Origin of the sequence: Leifsonia shinshuensis (assembly GCF_031456835.1) — a bacterium.
Classification (GTDB): domain Bacteria; phylum Actinomycetota; class Actinomycetes; order Actinomycetales; family Microbacteriaceae; genus Leifsonia; species Leifsonia shinshuensis_C.
Genome location: NZ_JAVDVK010000001.1, coordinates 2,261,983 through 2,280,942, shown reverse-complemented (window position 1 = coordinate 2,280,942; position 18,960 = coordinate 2,261,983). Strand labels below are relative to the sequence as shown.

At 68.8% G+C, this 18,960-nt stretch carries 15 protein-coding genes and 1 pseudogene; 5 read left to right on the top strand and 11 right to left on the bottom strand.

Annotated features, from left to right (window positions below):
- Window positions 1-6 precede the first annotated feature (6 nt).
- The 6 genes from J2W45_RS11115 to J2W45_RS11090 form a co-directional block, all read right to left on the bottom strand.
- Window positions 7-411 (bottom strand): DUF3052 domain-containing protein, encoded by a 405-nt coding sequence (locus J2W45_RS11115; protein WP_310131794.1) that lies wholly within the window; start codon window positions 409-411, stop codon window positions 7-9.
- Window positions 408-1,247, bottom strand: a complete 840-nt coding sequence (locus J2W45_RS11110; RefSeq protein ID WP_310131792.1) for a metallophosphoesterase — start codon at window positions 1,245-1,247, stop codon at window positions 408-410. Before J2W45_RS11110 ends, J2W45_RS11115 begins: the two co-directional genes overlap by 4 nt.
- Before the next feature lie 46 nt (window positions 1,248-1,293).
- Window positions 1,294-1,458 carry a hypothetical protein gene (locus J2W45_RS11105; protein WP_310131790.1) on the bottom strand — a complete coding sequence of 55 codons (165 nt, stop codon included), beginning with the start codon at window positions 1,456-1,458 and terminating at the stop codon, window positions 1,294-1,296.
- A 101-nt stretch (window positions 1,459-1,559) separates the two neighbouring features.
- A complete protein-coding gene (locus J2W45_RS11100; protein WP_310131786.1) occupies window positions 1,560-3,413 on the bottom strand; it encodes a YhgE/Pip domain-containing protein in 1,854 nt (617 codons plus the stop codon).
- Window positions 3,410-4,108 (bottom strand): hypothetical protein, encoded by a 699-nt coding sequence (locus J2W45_RS11095; protein WP_310131784.1) that lies wholly within the window; start codon window positions 4,106-4,108, stop codon window positions 3,410-3,412. The genes J2W45_RS11100 and J2W45_RS11095 overlap by 4 nt, the downstream gene beginning before the upstream one ends.
- The gene (locus tag J2W45_RS11090) at window positions 4,105-4,794 is read right to left on the bottom strand and encodes a TetR/AcrR family transcriptional regulator (RefSeq protein WP_310131783.1); all 690 of its coding nucleotides are present in this window, start codon (window positions 4,792-4,794) and stop codon (window positions 4,105-4,107) included. The genes J2W45_RS11095 and J2W45_RS11090 overlap by 4 nt, the downstream gene beginning before the upstream one ends.
- Before the next feature lie 118 nt (window positions 4,795-4,912).
- Here J2W45_RS11090 and J2W45_RS11085 point away from each other — a divergent pair, with 118 nt between their 5' ends.
- The 4 genes and pseudogenes from J2W45_RS11085 to J2W45_RS11070 form a co-directional block, all read left to right on the top strand.
- Complete coding sequence (locus J2W45_RS11085) at window positions 4,913-6,199, top strand: adenylosuccinate synthase (protein WP_310131781.1); 1,287 nt, start codon at window positions 4,913-4,915, stop codon at window positions 6,197-6,199.
- Between the two features lie 136 nt (window positions 6,200-6,335).
- On the top strand, window positions 6,336-13,025 hold the full coding sequence (locus J2W45_RS11080) for a PA14 domain-containing protein (RefSeq protein WP_310131779.1): 6,690 nt from the start codon (window positions 6,336-6,338) through the stop codon (window positions 13,023-13,025).
- The gene (locus J2W45_RS11075; RefSeq protein ID WP_310131776.1) at window positions 13,022-13,870 is read left to right on the top strand and encodes a tetratricopeptide repeat protein; all 849 of its coding nucleotides are present in this window, start codon (window positions 13,022-13,024) and stop codon (window positions 13,868-13,870) included. Before J2W45_RS11080 ends, J2W45_RS11075 begins: the two co-directional genes overlap by 4 nt.
- A gap of 43 nt (window positions 13,871-13,913) precedes the next feature.
- A pseudogene (locus tag J2W45_RS11070) lies at window positions 13,914-14,159 on the top strand (adenylosuccinate synthetase); the annotation flags it as partial.
- 27 nt (window positions 14,160-14,186) lie between these two features.
- Here the strand turns inward: J2W45_RS11070 and J2W45_RS11065 are convergent.
- Window positions 14,187-15,467 (bottom strand): GNAT family N-acetyltransferase, encoded by a 1,281-nt coding sequence (locus J2W45_RS11065; RefSeq protein ID WP_310131775.1) that lies wholly within the window; start codon window positions 15,465-15,467, stop codon window positions 14,187-14,189.
- A 62-nt stretch (window positions 15,468-15,529) separates the two neighbouring features.
- Between J2W45_RS11065 and J2W45_RS11060 the strand changes: the two genes are divergently transcribed.
- A complete protein-coding gene (locus J2W45_RS11060; RefSeq protein WP_310131774.1) occupies window positions 15,530-15,823 on the top strand; it encodes a hypothetical protein in 294 nt (97 codons plus the stop codon).
- 30 nt (window positions 15,824-15,853) lie between these two features.
- Here the strand turns inward: J2W45_RS11060 and J2W45_RS11055 are convergent, their stop codons facing one another.
- The 4 genes from J2W45_RS11055 to J2W45_RS11040 form a co-directional block, all read right to left on the bottom strand.
- The gene (locus J2W45_RS11055; protein WP_310131771.1) at window positions 15,854-16,696 is read right to left on the bottom strand and encodes an ABC transporter permease subunit; all 843 of its coding nucleotides are present in this window, start codon (window positions 16,694-16,696) and stop codon (window positions 15,854-15,856) included.
- On the bottom strand, window positions 16,693-17,604 hold the full coding sequence (locus J2W45_RS11050; protein WP_310131769.1) for an ATP-binding cassette domain-containing protein: 912 nt from the start codon (window positions 17,602-17,604) through the stop codon (window positions 16,693-16,695). The genes J2W45_RS11055 and J2W45_RS11050 overlap by 4 nt, the downstream gene beginning before the upstream one ends.
- Window positions 17,605-17,702: 98 nt before the next feature.
- Window positions 17,703-18,626 carry an SDR family NAD(P)-dependent oxidoreductase gene (locus tag J2W45_RS11045; protein WP_310131767.1) on the bottom strand — a complete coding sequence of 308 codons (924 nt, stop codon included), beginning with the start codon at window positions 18,624-18,626 and terminating at the stop codon, window positions 17,703-17,705.
- Window positions 18,627-18,630: 4 nt separating this feature from the next.
- Complete coding sequence (locus J2W45_RS11040) at window positions 18,631-18,951, bottom strand: chorismate mutase (protein WP_310131764.1); 321 nt, start codon at window positions 18,949-18,951, stop codon at window positions 18,631-18,633.
- Window positions 18,952-18,960 lie beyond the last annotated feature (9 nt).

Below are 18,960 nucleotides of genomic sequence, written 5' to 3'. Positions count from 1 at the left end.
CCGTGGTCAGCGGTTGACCCTCCGCCAGACGAGCTTCAGCCCCGACCAGTCGGTGTCGATCGCGGCGACCTTCACATCCACGAGTCCGCGCTCCAACGCCGCATCCCGGATCACGTTCTCGTTCAGGTCGCTCACGTGCCCCGCGGCCTTGCGCGGCCAGGCCGCCCAGATCATCCCGTCGGGTCGGATGCGCTCGCCGAGGGCGTCGAGCTCGGCGAGGAACTCCGCCGCCGAGCGGTAGAACGCCAGCACGAGTCTCGCCGGGCCGTCGTCGGCCCAGTCGACGGACGCCGGATCATCGAGGGGGATGCGCCACCCGGCGTCGGCGTGGAGCACGGACACCCGCATGCCGGGTTTCACACCGAGCTTCTTCCACAGCGGCGTGCCGGAGTATCCGGCGGCAGTGCTCACCGGCGCCAGCCCGCGTCATCCGCGATGCGCCGGATCGCCTCCGCGTCGAGGTCGTAGACGGTCTCGCCGTCGTCCTTCGCCGGTGCGGCGATCATGTGTGCCCGCATCGGGCCATCCGCGGGCAGCTGGATCCAGGCGAACCCGGCGCCGCGCACGGCACGCTCCCGCGGCGGCGGCCAGAGCACGTCCGTCGTGTTGGCGACCGCCGGCGCCACGACCACCGGGATGCCCGTGCCACCCGCCTCGGTGACCAGGCCGTGATGGAAGTGCCCGGCGAGGATGAGCCGGACGCCGCCTCCCGCGCACATCTCCAGCAGCGGCTCGGGCTCGACCAGCCGGAGCGGCTCGAACAGCACCGTGGTCGGCGGGACGGGTGGATGGTGCAGCACGACGACCGTGCCGTGCTCGGCCGGCGTCGACAGGGTCTCGCGGAGCCGGTCGAGCTGCGCTTCCGTCACCTTGCCGTACCCGGCTCCCGGCACGGAGGTGTCGACGGTGATGATCCGGAACCCGCGCACCGAGACCTCGGTCTCGCGGTCGCCGAGCACCTCCTCGAACCCGTCGCGGAGGTCGTGGTTGCCCATCGCGTAGACGACGACCGCACCGCGTTCCGCGGCCCACGGGTCCAGCGTCGCCTTCAGCCGCCGGTACGACGCGGCGCTTCCGTCCTCGGAGAGGTCGCCTGAGACGACCACCGCATCCACCTCGGTGAGCGACGCGGCGCGCGCCAGAACGCGGTCGAGCGCGCCCAGGGTGTCGACGATGCCGTAGTGCAGCCGCCCGTCGCCGAACAGGTGCGTGTCGGAGAGGTGGAGGATGCGCAGCGAATCGGTCACGCCGCCACCCTAGCGCCGGCCACCGTCGTCGCCCGGGCGCCGCCCGTCACTCGGTGTCGAGCGCCTGGATCAGCGCGTCCACCGCCGTCACCAGGTTGTGCAGCGCCTGTCGTTCGATGGAGTCCTCCGGCAGCTTCTGGATGTCGTAGCTCGCGGCGCTGGCCGCCTGTCGCGCCTGGGAAAGCGCCGCCTGGACTTCGAGATCGGCCATGGTCGTCCTCCTGAAGGTCGAGTGCTGGTGGGCGCCACACTAGCGCCAGGCGATAGGCGCCCACCAGAGTCTCCGGGCCCTCTCCGGGACGGGTCCGGCCGTCAGCCGATCAGCGACGGCCGGAGGTCGCGCAGAGTGCGGAAGTGCGTCATCCGCGTCACCCCGATGGCGGCGATCAGCAGGGCGATCAGCATCCACAGCGCCAGCACGCCGGCGTCCGCCCAGGCCGTCGCCGGGTTGCCGCCGTACATGAGCTGACGGATGCCGTCCACGGCGTACGACATCGGCAGCGCGTGGTGCAGGGCCGCGAGCGGACCGGGCAGCGTCTGCCAGGGGAACGTTCCGCCGGCGGTCACCAGCTGCAGCACCATCAGGACCAGGCCGAGGAACTGCCCGACGCTCCCCAGCCAGACGTTGAGCGCCAGGATGATGGCCGCGAACGTGACCGAGGCGAGCGCCATCATCCCGAACATCCCGGCGGGGTTGTCGATGCGGAACCCGAGAGCCCCCGCGACGATCGCGAACAGGCCGACCATCTGGATCGCGCCGAGCAGGCCCGGGGTGAGCCAGCCGGCGACGGTGATCTTGAGCGGCGAGTGCAGCGCCGTGATGGCCCGGCGCGAGACCGGCTTCACGATCAGGAACAGAGCGTAGATGCCGATCCAGCCCGCCAGTGCGACGAAGAACGGGGCGAGTCCGGCGCCGTACGTGCCGGCGGAGGTGATCGAGTCGTTCTTGAGGTTCACCGGATCGGAGATCGTCGACGCCTGCTTCTTCTGCAGGGCGGGGGAGTTGTCCGGGATGCGGTCCACACCCGACTTCAGCCCATCCGCCAGCTGCGTCGTGCCGTCGTGCAGCGTCGTCAGGCCGTCCCGGAGCTGCGCGGCCCCGGACGCGGCGCTCGAGGCGCCAGACGCCAGCTGCGATGCGCCCGCGGCCGCCTGCTGCGAGCCGGAGGCGACCTGCGACGCCCCGCCCGCCACCTGGTCCGCGCCCGCCGACAGCTGGTTGATCTGCCCGACGGCGGTCTGGATCTGCTCGTTGCCGGACGTCACCTTCGTGTCGAGGTCGCCGAGCACCGCCTTCACCTGGTCGAGCTGCTCCGGCGTGGCGCCCGCGGCGGTGAGGCGGTTCAGCAGGTCCTGCTGGGCAGCCGGCGCTGCCGCTGCGATCTGCGTCGCGGCCGCCGCGGCGTCGTTCGCCTTCGCGGCGAGCTGCCGATTGCCCGCTGCCACCTGTGCCGCGCCGTCGCTGACCTGCTGGGCGCCGGAGGCGAGCTCGCCGAGCTTGCCCGCCAGTTCCTGCGATCCGGACGCGAGCTGTGCGGTTCCATCGGCCAGCTGCGACGCGCCCGACTGCGCGGTCGCACTGCCGTCGACAAGTTTGTCCGCGCCGTCGGCGGCGGTCACGAGGTTCGAGCGGATGTCGGCGAGGCCGACGAGGAACTGCTTCGCCGCCTCCTCGTTGACCTGCTTGACGATGGAGGTGCGGATCTTCTCGGCGGCCTGCGTGCCGATGGTCGACGCCAGGTAGCTGTTGGTGTCGTTCGTGGTCAGGGTCACGACCGCGCGGTGCGGGTCGGTGCCCGACGCGGACGCCAGCGCCGAGGAGAAGTCCTTCGGGAACGTGATGCTGAAGTCGTACTTCGAGTCGTCCACGCCGCTGGCCGCGGAGCCCTCGGCGACGCGGTGCCACTGGAACGAGCCGTCCTCGATGAGCTGATCGGCCACCTGGTCGCCGTAGTTCACGGTGGCGCCGTCGACCGTGGCGCCCGCGTCGTCGACGACGATCGCGGCGGGGATGCGGTCGAGGTTGGCGTACGGGTTCTGGTTCGCCCACAGGTACAGCCCGCCGTACAGCACCGGAACGCACATCAGGGCGATGAGCGCCACGATGGACATGGGGCTGGCGGTCAGGCGGCGGAACTCCGCCGCGATCATCTGCGGGATCTTCATGCGCCTTCTTCAATCGGCTGGGTCATGATCAGGTCCGGGAGATCGTCGGTGTCGTCCCGGCCGGGGTCTTCGTCAAAGGTCTGCTGGTCGGTCTCGTCGATGCGCGAGACCAGGGATGCCGCGGCGATCGCGGCGGCGGAGGCGTCACCCGCCACCACGAGCACGGCGATGCCACGTCCGGCGAGCTCGCGCGCGAAGCGCCACCACTCGACGGGGTCGCCGCCGTGCCGGTCGGGCGAGACGAGCACCAGGCCGTCCACGCCCGCGCGCAGCAGCGCCAGCTCGGCGAGCAGGCGGATGCGCACCGTCGGCGGAACCGTCCCGATCGACTGCCGCGCCCATTCGGAGGCGCCCAGTTCGCGCAGGCAGCGGTTGACCGCGACGGGATGCGACGCGCGGCCCGCGAACATCAGCTCCTCGGCGACGATGCCCGCGACCGTCACATCGGCGGCCGGCTCCGACACGTCCGGCGCGTCGATCAGGGCGATCCGCCGCCGCATGGTGCGGAAGTCGGTGGCGCCGTCGATCGTCACGGTTCCTGCGTCGGGGCGCATCCGTCCGGAGGCGATCAGGCCGAGAACGGTGGGCCGCTGCTCCGTCTCGGCACGGGCGAGCGAGGCGCGCCCGGTCTCGAACGAAGCGGACGTGGGCGGCAGGGCGGCGCCCTTCGCGACGCGGTCGAGGACGATCTTCATCGGCGTGCCCCTTCCGCCGTGGTGGATGCTGTGGATGCGGGGGATGCGGTGGCTCCGGCGGCGCCGAAGGCCAGTTCCGGCGTCGCGGCGATGAGCGCTCCGGCGTCCGTCCATCCCATCCCCGCGGCGCCCAGCCCGGCCAGCATGACGAGGCGGTGACCCGCCTCGGGGCTGAGCCGTGCGCGGGTCGCCTCGTCGAGCACGGACACGGCGGCGTTCTCGATCAGGCGGGTGACCGTCTCGCGGTCGAGGTCGGTGCGGATGCGCCCCGACTCCATCCCGCGGCGCACCGTCTCGCGCAACCGCTCGCGGGCGGGGTCGAGCGCGGTGCCGACCAGCTCGCGGTGCGGTCCGCGGACCGCCAGAGCCGCGCTCACCCGGACGTGCTCGACCTCGGCCCACAGCGTGGCGCCGAAGAGGGCGATCTCGACCAGCGGGTCGGGATGCGACACCGGGTCGAGCAGGGCGGCCAGGCGACGTGCGCCTCGCGTGAACACCTCGACGAGGAGCTCGTCACGGGTCGCGAAGTGTCCGTACACAGCACGGCGGCTGAGGCCGGCGCGGGCGGCGATGTTCTCGAGGGAGGCGTCGATGTCCTCGTTCAGCGCCACCGCGGCGGCGGCGAGGATCGCCTCGCGGTTGGCGGTCGCGTCGCGGCGCGGTGCGCGGGTGGAGGGGGTGGGCATGCCACCAGTGTACTCCCTTCTTGCACACGTGTGTGCAACTTAGTGTCTCGCGATAGGATCGAGTGCGACGGTCGTCCGGGTGGCGCCGACGCGTTCCATCCACCGAGAGGACATCCACGTGCCCGCGATCGTGATCATCGGCGCCCAGTGGGGCGACGAAGGCAAAGGCAAGGCGACCGACGTCCTGGGGAGCCGCATCGACTACGTGGTCAAGTTCAACGGCGGCAACAACGCCGGCCACACCGTCGTCGTCGGCGACGAGAAGTACGCCCTGCACCTGCTGCCGTCCGGCATCCTCACCGAGGGCGTCACCCCGGTCATCGCCAACGGCGTCGTCGTCGACATCGAGGTGCTGTTCGAGGAGCTGGATGCGCTGATCGCCCGCGGCGTCGACGTCTCCCGCCTCAAGGTCAGCTCGAACGCGCACGTCATCACCTCGTACCACCGCACGATCGACAAGGTCACGGAGCGCTTCCTCGGCAAGCGCCAGATCGGCACCACCGGCCGCGGCATCGGCCCGACCTACGCCGACAAGATCAACCGGGTGGGCATCCGCATCCAGGACCTCTTCGACGAGAACATCCTGCGGCAGAAGGTCGAGGGCGCCCTCGACCAGAAGAACCACCTGCTCGTGAAGGTCTACAACCGCCGCGCGATCACGGTCGACGAGGTCGTCGAGCAGCTGCTCGAGTACGCCGAGCGCCTGCGCCCGATGGTGGTCGACAGCTCCCTGCTGCTCAACCAGGCGCTGGAGGACGGCAAGTACGTGCTCTTCGAGGGCGGTCAGGCGACGATGCTGGATGTCGACCACGGCACCTACCCGTTCGTCACCTCCTCCAACTCCACCGCCGGCGGCGCCGCGACCGGTTCGGGCATCGGACCCAACCGCATCGACCGCGTGATCGGCATCGTGAAGGCGTACACCACCCGCGTCGGTGCCGGTCCGTTCCCGACCGAGCTCTTCGACGAGTGGGGCGAGTTCCTGCGCGAGCGCGGCTTCGAGTTCGGAACCACCACCGGCCGTCCGCGCCGCACCGGCTGGTACGACGCCCCGGTCGCCCGCTACACGGCGCGCGTCAACGGCGTCACCGACTTCGTGCTCACCAAGCTGGACACGCTGACCGGCATCGACCGCATCCCCGTCGCGGTCGCCTACGACGTGGACGGCGTGCGCCACGACGAGGTCCCGGCCTCGCAGAGCGACTTCCACCACGCGACGCCGATCTACGAGGAGTTCCCCGGCTGGACCGAGGACATCAGCGGCGCGCGCACCTTCGAGGACCTGCCGAAGAACGCACAGGACTACGTGCTCGCCCTCGAGCGCATGTCCGGCGCCCGCATCTCCGCGATCGGCGTGGGCCCGGCCCGCGACCAGATCGTGGTGCGCCACGACCTGATCGACTGAGGCGGACGCTCTCGGCGCCTGAGGGTTAGGTGGCCCCAGGCCGGCGAGCGGCGAGCGCATTCCGCGGGGCCATAGCGGGTAATTGTGGCCACCAGACATTTCACACTGCAACGTGTCGCGTCATACGCTCCTGCGAGTGTTCAAGCACTTGCGTCTTCTCCCAGCGGCCCTCGGCATCGTGGCAGCCACCGCCCTGGTCGCCTCCGACCTCCAACCTGCCGCGGCGGCAGAGCCGGAATCAGCTGCCCGGAACATCCTCGCCCTGCCGCAGCAGGCGTCGGAGCCTCTCGACACCCCCGAAGGATCGGCGTCGAGCGGCGACTTCGAGTCCGCGCCTCGGCCGGAACCTGTCCCCGACGGGGAGGAGGCGACGCTTCCGACCCCGCCCGCGCACAAGAAGCGCACCTCGCAGGGTCCCGAGGAGGGCGCCACTGTCGATCGACGCGACGAGTTCTCGACGACCTGGAAGAACCCGGACGGAACCAAGACGCAGCAGATCTCGACGGATCCGCTGAACGTCAAGGATGGCCGCGGAGACTTCGTACCGGTGCGGACCGAGGTCGACGGTAGTGGTTCGTTGTCCATGGTCGGGTTGGGCGGTGGGGTGGTGGACGACCATCCCCTGCATCCGACGTTCTCGGAGTTCGCGGACGCGGATGACGCGCTGACGGTGACCAAAGACGGTCACACGGTACGGTTCACCCTTCAGGGTTCGCGCAATTCGCGGCTCGTTCGCAATCTGAACCCGTTCGCGTCGAAAGCCGACCGATCCAACGTCGTCTACGGGGATGTTCTAGACGACACCGACGCTGAGTACGCGGTCGAGAACGCGGGCGTCAAAGAGACGCTCAAACTGAAGGCGCGACCGGGTGTGAAAGGCAAGGCGTCGTGGAGCTGGACGGTGGATGCGCCGGGTCTCACGCTCAGCAAGAACCCGCGCACGGGTGACATCGAATACTGCGATGAGTCAGACGACGTGGTGTTCGTGACGCCAGCGCCGCGCATGTGGGACTCCTCCGGGAAGGCCGGGGTCAAAGAGCCGGATGATCACCCTGTCGATGTCGCCGTCAAGCGCACCGGGAAGACGTGGCGGCTCACTCTCGATGCTGATCGCTCGTGGTTGAACGACGCAAAGCGCGCCTATCCGGTTTACGTGGACCCGTCCGTATGGTCGGACAACCAGGATGTGCACGCCTTCCGTTCGGACGGCGCCACCCGTACGAACACGGGGACGTTGGTGGGGAACGCGCGCGCGAATGGAGACACGTTCTGGCGGACGATCACTCACTACAACTACGAGGCCTTCTTCGGCAAGCAGATCACGGATGCCTTCATCTACGGCGTCGTGAATGGCGAAGGAACGACCAACGCGTATCCGGGTGGGGTGCACTATGCCACGGCGTTCTCCTACTACGGGGTGGGCGACCATCTCTCGTCATTCCCTGTCGCTGCAGACGGCTTCGCCCAGGACGGCGGCCTCGAGCAGCGCGTCGCGTCCTGGGTGAACGCGCGTTCCGCCGGGAACTACCTGATGGTCGCTGGAGACGACCGCGGCGGGATCTACTCCTATAAGCGGCTCGAGACTTCCATGTACATCACGTACAAGGACTTTCCCACAGCGGGCACCTTGACGGCACCCTCGCCGGCCAATGGCGGGTCCTCCTCGGTGAACCCCACCCTTGCCATTGCGGGCTCCACGGACCCGGGTGCGACGGGTTTGATCTACCAGTTCCTCGTCTCCGAGAACCCGAACCCGTCCGTCGGCACGGCTTGGGCTTCCGGCTGGACGAGCCAGCCCAGCGTCAAGGTGCCACAGACGGCTCTGCAGGGCAACAAGACCTACTACTGGAAGGTACAGGTTAAGGACGGTTACGACGGTTGGCTGGGCACCTCCACGCTGCGGGAAAGCGCCACTTGGCGATTCAGCACCATTCCTCCTCCCACGCCCAATGCGGCCACGGCGGCCCCGACGGCCGACCAGATCGTCACCACTGTGACACCCACCTTCGCGATCGACCCCGTCTCGTCGCAGTCGGGTGCAACGCAGTACCAGTTCCAGGTCGCCACGGGAGCTGACGCCGTCACCGGTCAGGTCGTCTCGTCCGGCTGGACGACGCGCACGACATGGACGCCTCCCGCCGGGACGTTGCAGGACGGCGGCCGATACCGCTGGGGTGTCTCGATCAAGGACGGCGCCACCACCTATCTCCCTTTCTGGGCCAAGGCGTTCACCGTCAACCTCCGTATCGGCGAATCCGGGCCAGCTCCCACCGACACGGCAGGCCCGCTGACCGTCAACCTCGCCAACGGCAACGCGCACCTATCCTTCTCGTCGCCGACCGTCCGCACCCTCGGCGGTGAAATGGGGCTGTCGTTCACGTACAACTCACAGCAGCAGTCCAACCGGGGGCTCACTGCGCGCTACTTCGACGTGACTCCAGCTCCCGGTGGGAACGCTGCCTTCACTTTCGGTGGTCGCACTCCTCAGCTGGTGCGGACGGACGCGTCGGTATCCTTCAACTGGGGACTCGATTCGCCAGGGCCAGCGATCCCCAGCGACTACTACACCGTCCAGTGGACCGGTTTCATCAATCCGCCGAAGCCAGGGAACTACACCTTCGGGTTCACCCGCGATGACGGAGCTCGCCTCAAGCTCGACGGCAAACTGATCGCAGACCTGTGGTCCGCGTCCAAAGCGGACCACATCGACTGGATGCCGGCTTCTGCACTGAAGGCGGGCGCGACGCCCATCACCGTCGAGTATTTCGAGGGTACGGGCGCTTCTCGGATCGAACTGTGGGTGCGCGACATCGATGGGCGCGAGTATGTCGTCCCGCCGGACTGGTTCAGCACGAGTGCCCCCGTGCTTCCCGGTGGATGGGCTTCTTCGACCGCGCTCACCGGCGTCGACAGCTACCTGCGCGCGCAGATCACGGAGTCGGCTGTCATTCTCACCGATTCCGCGGGCGGGGCCCACACTTATACGAAGACTGCGAATGCGGCGGGCCTGGGCGCGGCGAACGGCTACGCGGCACCGCCGGGCGAGAGCGGCGTTCTCGCGCTCGACAAGTCAGGGAATTTCACACTCACCGATGAGGCGGGCACCGCCTACGTGTTCGACGCGACCGGGGTGGTGAAGTCCATCTCGGCCATCGAGGACACCCGCAAACCGTCCTCCCCGATCCCGTCCTGGAGGGCGGGCACCGCGCAGCTGGACCGGATCAGCGACCCGCTGTCGGCGAGCGGTGGCGGATATGGCCGCGAGGTGCGGTTCGCGTACACCGGGGACTCGGCGGCATCGGTCGGCCTCTCCGCTGCCGATTCCGACCTGTCGGGTGCGGCGGTCCGCTCCGGGTACGCCGCGGCACCGCCCGGAATGATCTGCCGCATCATCTACCCCGGGCACGTCGCCGGCTGGTGGGACAACACCGAGATCCTCTACAACGACAACGGTCAGCTCGCCGGCATCCTCGACCCCGGTCCTGAGCTGACCACGTTTGCCTACGACAAGGCCGGCCGGCTGACCACGATTCGTGACGCGCTGGCCAACGAATGGATGATTGCGGACCCCGCGCGAGCGATGCTGGCGACCTCGCCCACGACCGCAACCACGGTCGGATACGACGGCGATGGGCGCGTCACATCCGTCACCCTCCCCGCCCCAGACGGTGTCACCAGCGGCACCCAGGCAGCCAAGACCTACAACTACGGCGACCACAGCACCACAGTGGACGTGAAGGGCATCACCGTCCCCACCGACGGTGCCTCGAACGGTCACGCACGCACCGTCACCTACAACGACGCGCTGCAGCAGGTCACCGACAGTTCGGCGTCAGGTCTCACGGGCCGCTCCGAATGGAACGTCTTCGACCAGGCGATCTCGCTCACCGACCCGCAGGGTCGGACATCAACCCGGCTGTACGACGTGCGCCACCGGCTCACCGACACCTACGGCCCGGCTCCGCAGTCATGCTTCGCCGCTAGCGGTATGCCGGAGGGGGCGTGTCCGGTCACTCCCGCTCACTCCCACACGGGGTACGACGAGGATCTCCACGGCCTCAACGTGCAGTACTTCGACAACCCCTCCTTCGCGGGCAAACCGAAGGCGTACTCCCTCGGGATCGGACCGAGCGATGGAACAATGTCCAAAGACTGGGCCAGCAACTCACCAGCGACCGGCGTCCCGGGCATCAACTGGTCTGCACGTATGACAGGCGTGATTACCTTCCCGACGGCTGGAACGTACAAGCTCTCCACCTACGCCGACGACGGAACCCAACTATGGCTGGACGACATCCTCACAATGTCGGACCCGTCGCCCGGCGCCCCCCACTGGAGTCCCGACGGCGTGGTGACCGTCGCTGCCGGGCAGAGCGTGCGTATCCGAGCCCAGTATTGGCAGATCACCGGAGTGGCCGTGTTCAACCTTTACTGGATCGCGCCCGGAGGCAGCACCCGCACTCTGGTCCCCGGCACGCTGCTCACGCCTGACTACGGTCTGGTGACATCCACGGTGACGGACGACAGCGTTCCTGCTGGCGCGCCAAGGGCAACTGCCGACCAGGTGACGGGACTGCGCACCAGCACTGGCTACGGCAACACCCCCTGGTATGGGATGCCGGTCACAGAGACGTCGGACCCCTCGGGACTCAACTTGACGACCATGCACGGTTACGAGCCAGAAGGATCCGGCTACCTCCGCGAACAGTTCACAGCGCTCCCCGGTGCTGTCGCCCGCAATCTCCCCGCTAACTCCGCCACCACAAACTCTTACTACGGAGACGCGCAGACGCTGCAGATGATGTGGGGATCCGGGGTCTGCGGGCTCCCTGGTTCCACACCGCAATATGGAATGCTCGCCCGGCACACCGACCCCGCCAACTCCAGCGGCGTCATGATCACGACCGACACAGCCTACGACCTCATGGGCCGCGTGGTCGGAACACGCCAGACCGGTGACGCCGACTGGACCTGCACAACCTACGACGGACGCGGACGGGAAACCAAGAGGAGCATTCCAGCGTTGGGCGCCGCGAAAGCGCGCACCGTTTCCACCAGCTACACAAAAACCGGTGCTGTGGGCGGAGATCCCCTCACGACGTGGGTGGAGGATGCGGAGGGCCGCATCACCACTCAAACCGACATGCTGGGTCGAACAATCTCCTACACAGATGCCAGCGGATCGACCACGAAGACGACCTATTCGATCGCCGGATTCGTGGACCGCAGCGAGACCCAGTACCCGAAGGGTGGAGGCACGACAACCTCGTATTCGTACGATCTCGACGGCAAACCGCTCACTATCACCGTCGATGACGCAGTGATCGCTCACATCCAGTACGACCACGGAGAGCCGGTATCGGTGTCCTACCCGTCCGGACCCGGGTCCGCGGGGAATGGCACAGCGATCGCGAACGCACGAGACGCAGCCGGCCGGGTCGTTGCAGGCAGCATCACCTTCGCCGACGGCTCGACTCTTACCGACACCGTTGTGCGCTCGCAATCAGGTCGAGTGATTCACGACACCATCAACGACGGGGAAGCTGCCTTCGACTTCTCATACCGCTTCGACCCAGCAGGCCGGCTAGTGCACGCCTCGATACCTCGGCACGAATTGGACTACGGCTTCAGCGTCTCCGGCGGCTGTGGCGCCGACCCCGCCGCAGGCGCGAATAGCAATCGCACCACGATGAGTGACTCCTTCGACGGCGGGCCGGCCTGGACGATCGCGTACTGCTATGACAACGCCGACCGTCTCACGGGGACACTCACCGCAGGCGCTCCCGCTGACCCGGACCCGGCGAACGGGACACCGCTGACCTTGGTCGGCCCAGCCGCGTCGCTGGCCTACGACGCTCATGGAAACACCACCCGGCTGGCTGGTCAGACCCTCGCCTTCGATGCCACGGATCGTCACATCTCGACCACATCAGATGACGGTTCGAGAGTCAGCTACGCCCGAGACGCGCTCGACCGCATCATCAGTCGCACCACCACGTCCTCCTCCGGCGCCTCCGATGTGACCTGGTATGTCTACGCCGGAACCGGCGACGCACCCGTGGCCGAACTGAACGACCGTAAGGTTCTTCGCAGGACGACCCTCGCCCTGGCGGGCGGAGTCGTGCTGACTCGCCCCGTGGACGGCGACCCGGTGTGGTCGTACCCGAACCTGCACTCGGATGTCGTCGCCACAGCGGGAGCCGCAGGCGAGAGGACGGGAGGCACGTACCTCTACGACCCGTACGGCCAACCCCTCGACCCGATCACCGGACGAATCGGCACGGTGTCATCCGGAAATGCCGCTCCCGACAATACGTCCAGTCCGATCACGTCAAACGCGTGGGTCGGCCAGCACCAGAAGATCTACGAGCATGGCACCGGCACACCCTTCATCGAAATGGGTGCGCGGGTCTATGTTCCCGCCCTGGGACGGTTCCTCTCCACCGACCCCGTTGAGGGAGGGACGCCCAACGACTACGTCTACCCCGACGACCCCATCAACGAGTTCGACCTCAACGGGCAGTTCGCATTCCTGCTCCCCTTGGTGGCGGCGGGAGCAACGATGTCGTGGAATCCGGTCGGTTGGGCACTTCTCGCCGCGGTCGTGGTCGTCGGCGCTGTCTATCTCACCTCACTTGCCGTCAAGCAGGCGAACCGCAGCAGCGGGACAATGGAGATGTCCCACAAGAAGCGCGCTCCCGCCAAGAACGCGGAGCGTAAGGGACACGATACAAGTAAGGCAAAGAGCAAGCGGGATAAGCATACGAAGGCGCAGAGTCACGGTGGCGGCAAGCGAATCGTAAACCCGAACAAGAGGCGAAAATGAATGACGACGATCGCACGGCACAAGCTTTGGTGGATGACGGCAACGCTCTTGCGGCCGCGGGCTCTCATGAGGAGGCGATTGCACGTTTCCGAGAGGCCGAGCGCCTCGGGGCGACGTGGGTGGGCCTCAACATCGGGAACAGCTTCAGGGCCCTTCACCGCGATCGCGAAGCTGAAATTGCTTACAGATCCGCGTGGAATCAGGCTGGTGATGAAGAGGCCGCAGTCAATCTCGCCGTGGTGCTGGCCGAACGAGGGGACGCCGACGCTACTTCTCTCTATGAGTCGTTGATCGCTCGAGGTAATCCGCAGGCGGTGTTCAATCGAGCGCTGGATCTGGCTGAGGAGGGCCAGAGGCGCCGTGCCATCGGGCTGCTGAGAAGCGTGCAAAGTGCTCCGTCCTTGAAGCAGCATGTAGCTGGGGAACTCGGAATCCTTCTCGAGGAGGAGGGCCGATACGTCGAAGCGGAACCGCTGCTTCGACAGGCTGTTGATGCAGACCCGCGGGCACGTGCCAGCCTGGCGATGCTCCTCCTGAACCGCAAGCGCAGCGACGAAGCTCTTATCGTGCTTCGCTACGGCGTGGATCGCGGAGAGGTCGAGAGCATGGTGCCGCTTGCGAACTACCTGTGCGACCACGGCAGGGCCGCGGAAGGGAAAGTGCTCTATGAGCAAGCGTCCCGATTGGGCGACGCCTACGCCATGACAAATCTTGGAATCGAACTGCTCCGGGAAGGCGAGGAAGACCCCGCCCGCAAGTGGCTCCAGCGAGCCGTCGACCATGGAGATCCCATGGCGAGGTCGATCCTCGAGGACATAGGCGATCTAAGTACTTGGAGCGAATGAGGCTGAGGGAGCGTTCACGTGGGTGGTGTCACCTTGCTGATACGTGGACGGCGCGCGCCACGACGAGGTCCCGGCCTCGCAGAGCGACTTCCACCACGCGACGCCGATCTACGAGGAGTTCCCCGGCTGGACCGAGGACATCAGCGGCGCCCGCACCTTCGAGGACCTGCCGAAGAACGCACAGGACTACGTGCTCGCCCTCGAGCGCATGTCCGGCGCCCGCATCTCCGCGATCGGCGTCGGCCCGGCCCGCGATCAGATCGTGGTGCGCCACGACCTGATCGACTGAGGCGGACGCGCTCGGGCCGCTCCGGCCTCAGAACCAGGTGCTGAGGCGCGGGGGCACCGCCGTGCGGAACAGCCGATCGAGCGCCTCGGCGTCGCCCTGGATGCGGCCGGCCAGCGCGAGCGCCCGGGCCGTGTCGTGGCCGAGGTACACGCTGCCCAGCGAGGCCACGGGCAGGGTCACGTCCGCGTCGTCCTCGGTGGTGGCGACCTCGGCGCGGCCGTCCGTCACCGTCAGGCGGTAGCGGCCGCCGGCCATGCCGAGGTCGTCGGCCACCTCGAGCACGATCGAGCCGTCGCCCTCGTATGTCCGCGCCTGCAGCGCCGCCGGGACGTCGAGGATGCGCACCCACAGGTGGTCCTCGACCGCGGTGACCTGGGCGCCGCGGATGTCGGAGACCAGCGCGGGCAGCGGCTCGTCGACGCCGCGCGTCCAGACCTTCACGCTGGCCACCAGGTCGAGCTCCAGCAGGTAGCGCCACAGGGCGGTGAGCGCCTCGTCGGTGGCCGCCGCCAGGTAGCTGACGTCCACCGTGTGGCGCGTGAAGTCGTCGTCGCCCTTGACCGTGTACGACACGAACCCCTCCGGCTCGCCGGACGGCGAGTCGTAGCGCACCAGGCGGTACTGGTCCGCTTCGGTGTTGCCCTTCAGCGGTCCGGTCAGGCGGTGGGCCAGGTAGGTCTCCAGGCCGATCTCGCCGTGCCGGCCCGCCATCACGCGGTCGAGCACCCGCTCGGCGGTGTCCCGGTACTCCTCGGGATCGGTGAACGACAGGCGCCCGGTGGTCTCGGCGCCCGCCCAGCGGACGCGCTTCGTGTCGACCGTCCAGGCCGTCGCGTACGTCGCGGGACCGAAGCCCCAGCGTCCGTAGATCACCGACTCGGACACGGTGAGGATGGCGAGCGGAACCCCGAGCGCGTGCGCGGTGCGCAGCTCGCCGCCGAGCAGGGCGCGGGCGATGCCGCGGCGCCGGTGCGTCGGCGCCACGGTGACGGAGCTGATCGCCCAGGCGTCGACGCGGGCGCCGCCCGGGACGGTGAGCGGCGCGACCCACGAGTTGACCGTGCCGACCGGTTCCCGCGTCGGGATCGCGTCGTCGTACACGCCGGTGGTGCGGCGGCCGCCGAGGTAGCCGCGCGCCTCCTCCAGCACCTCCTCCTTGGGGCGCCCGCTGTGGAAGCCCCGGAAGTCGGCGCGGATCCAACCGTCGAAGGCGGCCGCATCGGTCGTGTCGACCAGCGCGAGGCGCAGGCCGCCCGCGGAGAGGTCACGTTCGGAGGTGGGATCGATGGGCTGGGTGCGGTAGTCCATCCCTTCACCGTATCGGCCGCGGGGCGGCCGCGGCAGGTCCGGCCGTCCGATACCGTTGGAGCATGAAGGTGCGGGGACTCATCCAGACCAGTCTGACGAGCGAACTCACCGCCGAGGCGGACGATGCGGAGTCGGCCCGCGCGCTGATCGAAGCGCAGGTGCCCGGCGGATTCGACCTCCTCCAGGTGCACAACGCCATGCCGCGAGGCGGGCGGGTCATCGCGACCGCCGTCATCCGCGAGTCGGCGGTCCAGGAGCTCGAGGCGGAGGGCGCGGACTATGACGCTGCCCGCGATGCCCTCCGCGCCAAGGTGCCGGCCGACCACCGGCTGCTCTCCATCGTCGTCGCCGCGTAGGCGCGCCGGGCGACCGGCGCGCCTAGCGGGTCAAACGTCGCGCCGACGCACCAGCACCAGCCCGGCGACGAGCGGCACGACCGCCCAGCCGACCACGATGAGGAGGCTCTGCCACGGGGCCATCGCGCCTTCGGCTCGGGGTATGACGACACCTGTCGCCGCGTTGCTCAGCAGGTAGTCCTGCGCGTGGGCCAGCCACTCGGCCTGGGTGACCCCGATGACGATCTGGACCACGATGGTCAGCACCAAGAGCACCCCGACGCAGATGGAGATCGCGACGGCGGTGGACCGGACGATCGCGCCGACGGCGAGCCCGAAGACCGCGGTCAGAGCCAGGCACCCGGCCGTGCCGAGGATCGACCAGAGCGGGACGGAGAGGTCGGGGAACGCGATCGACGCGCCGCGCGCCACCAGGATCGCGTACGAGGCCGCCCACGAGAGCACAGCCGTCACGGCGCCGAGAACGAACGACGCCGAGCCGACGATGATGGCCTTGCCTCCGAGCAGGGAGATCCGGCCGGGGACAGCGGCGAACGAGGAGCGGATCATGCCGGTCCCGAACTCCGAGGTGATCGAGATCACACCGAGCACCACGACGATCAGCTGGAGGAAGGCGAGGGCGATGCCGACCGGGAGGGCGACGGTGCTCGTGCCGTCGTGATTCCGCGGGTCGTCGAGGACGTCGCCGCCGAGGGAGAACGCCAGGAGTGCGCTGATCGCCACGCCCAGGACGACGAGGCTGCTGGCGACCCACCACGTCGACCGCAGCGATCGCAGCTTGACCCACTCCGACGACAGGATGCCGCCGAAGCTGACTCCGCCGCCGCGCGGTCGGGTGCGCTCCCGTTCAGGTGCCGCGACACTGCCGCTCATCGTGCGACCTCCGTCCGGTACTCGACGGCGTCCTTCGTCAGATCCAGGTACGCCTCCTCGAGGGATGCACGGACCGGGGTCAGCTCGTGCACCGGGATGCCCGCCGACGCGGCGGCGTCGCCGATCACCTGTGCTCCGACACCGCGCACCTCCACCGTGTCGTCGCCGACGGGTGTCACCGTCACATCCGGGGACTGGATCGCGGCCGTCAGCGCGCCGACGCGTGGGCTGCGCACCCGGACGTGGTCACCGGAAGCCGAGCCGACGATCTCGCTGATCGGCGCATCCGCCAGCACCCGGCCGCGGCCGAGCACGATCACGTGGTCGGCCGTCTGCGCCATCTCGCTCATCAGGTGCGACGAGAGCAGCACGGTGCGGCCCTCGCGCGCGAGCTGCCGGGTGAACTCCCGCACCCAGCGGACCCCCTCGGGGTCGAGTCCGTTCACCGGCTCGTCGAGGATGAGGACGCCCGGATCACCGAGCATGGCGGTCGCGATGCCCAGCCGCTGACCCATGCCCAGCGAGTAGCCGCCGACGCGCTTGTCGGCGACCGATTCGAGGCCTGTCATCCCGATGACCTCGTCGACGCGGCGACGTGGGATGCGGTTCGTCGCGGCGAGGGCGATCAGGTGATTCCGGGCGCTGCGCCCGGGGTGGGCCGCCTTCGCGTCGAGCAGGGCGCCGACCGTGCGCAAAGGCGCGTCCAGGTCGGCGTAGCGGCGTCCCTCGACGAGTGCCGAGCCGGCATCCGGCCGGTCGAAGCCCATGATCATGCGCATCGTCGTCGACTTGCCCGCGCCGTTCGGACCGAGGAAGCCGGTGACCGCACCCGCCTGGATCGTCGCCGAGACGTCGTCCACCGCGCGCCGATCCCCGTAGCGTTTCGACAATCGATCCAGTGTGATCACGCGCAGTCCTCCGTCGCCGGTCGCCCGCGGTCGATCCGCGGGCTGTGCTTGTTAAGACGGCGGCGCGGTCGTGTCGTGACGGGAATGCGACGAGAGTCTCAGAGCAGGGCGAACGGCTGGCCGGAGGCCTGCTCGAGCAGCGGCCACAGGCGCGCTCCGAGCCGCGGCGACCGCGACGCCCGGGTGGCGGGTGCGTGGACCGGGGCGCCCTTGGTCCAGAGCGCTGGGCCGAGGTAGTCGCCGCCCTCGATGTCCGCGTCGAGCACGGCCCGGACCGGCACGTGGGCGCCGTCGTCCTTGCCCTGCGTCCAGGCCGCCTGGAGGTTGTCGGCGAAGCGCTTCAGCCGTGTCGGCTGATTGACCCCGCGGATGCCCGGCGTGCGACCCGAGGTCGAGTACCCGGGGTGCACCACGATGCTTCGCACCGGCGTCGCCGAGGCGCGGAATCGCCGGTCCAATTCGAAGCCGAAGGCCTGAGCGGCGATCTTCGACCCCGCGTACGCCCGCCACGACGTGTACGACCGTTCCAGCTGCAGGTCGTCGAGGCGGAGGCGGCCGAGACGGCTGGCCAGCGAGCCGAGGGTCACGACGCGCGCGTCCGGAGCGGAGGTGAGCGCGGGCAGGGCGCGCGCCACCAGCCGGAAGTGGCCGAGGACGTTCGTGGAGAGCACGAGCTCGTTGCCCTCGTCATCGGTCCGCCGAGACCGGGGAGGGTGCACGATCCCTGCGTTCAGGACCAGCGCATCCACTGTGCCGTGCTCGAGGATCGCCTCCGCGGCTGCGTCGATGGAACGGCGATCGGTCACGTCGAGCGGCATCGCCTCCACGCTCGCGCGGGTGACCCTGCGGCGGATCGCCGAGACCGCGGCCTCCGCGCGCTCGGGGTCGCGGCAGGCCAGCACGACGTGCGCTCCGGCGCGCGCGAGCTGCTCGGCGGTGAAGTAGCCCACGCCCGCGTTCGCGCCGGTGATGACGACCGTGCGGCCGCTCGCGTCCGGCAGGGACGCCGCATCCCAGCCCACCGGCTCAGCGACCGTTCTCGCCGGCGATGCGCTCGTGGTGGTGGATGACCTCGGCGACGATGAAGGTCAGGAACTTCTCCGCGAACGCGGGGTCGAGGTGGCTCTCCTCCGCCAGCGCGCGCAGCCGCTGGATCTGCTCCTTCTCGCGCTCCGGGTCGGCCGGGGGCAGTCCGTGCTCGGCCTTCAGCGCGCCCACCTGCTGGGTGAACTTGAACCGCTCCGCGAGCATGTGGATGACCGCCGCGTCGATGTTGTCGATGCTCTGACGGATGCTGTGCAGCTGCGCCAGCGCATCCTCCATCTCGCGCTCCCGGTTCTCTCCCATGCCTCGACC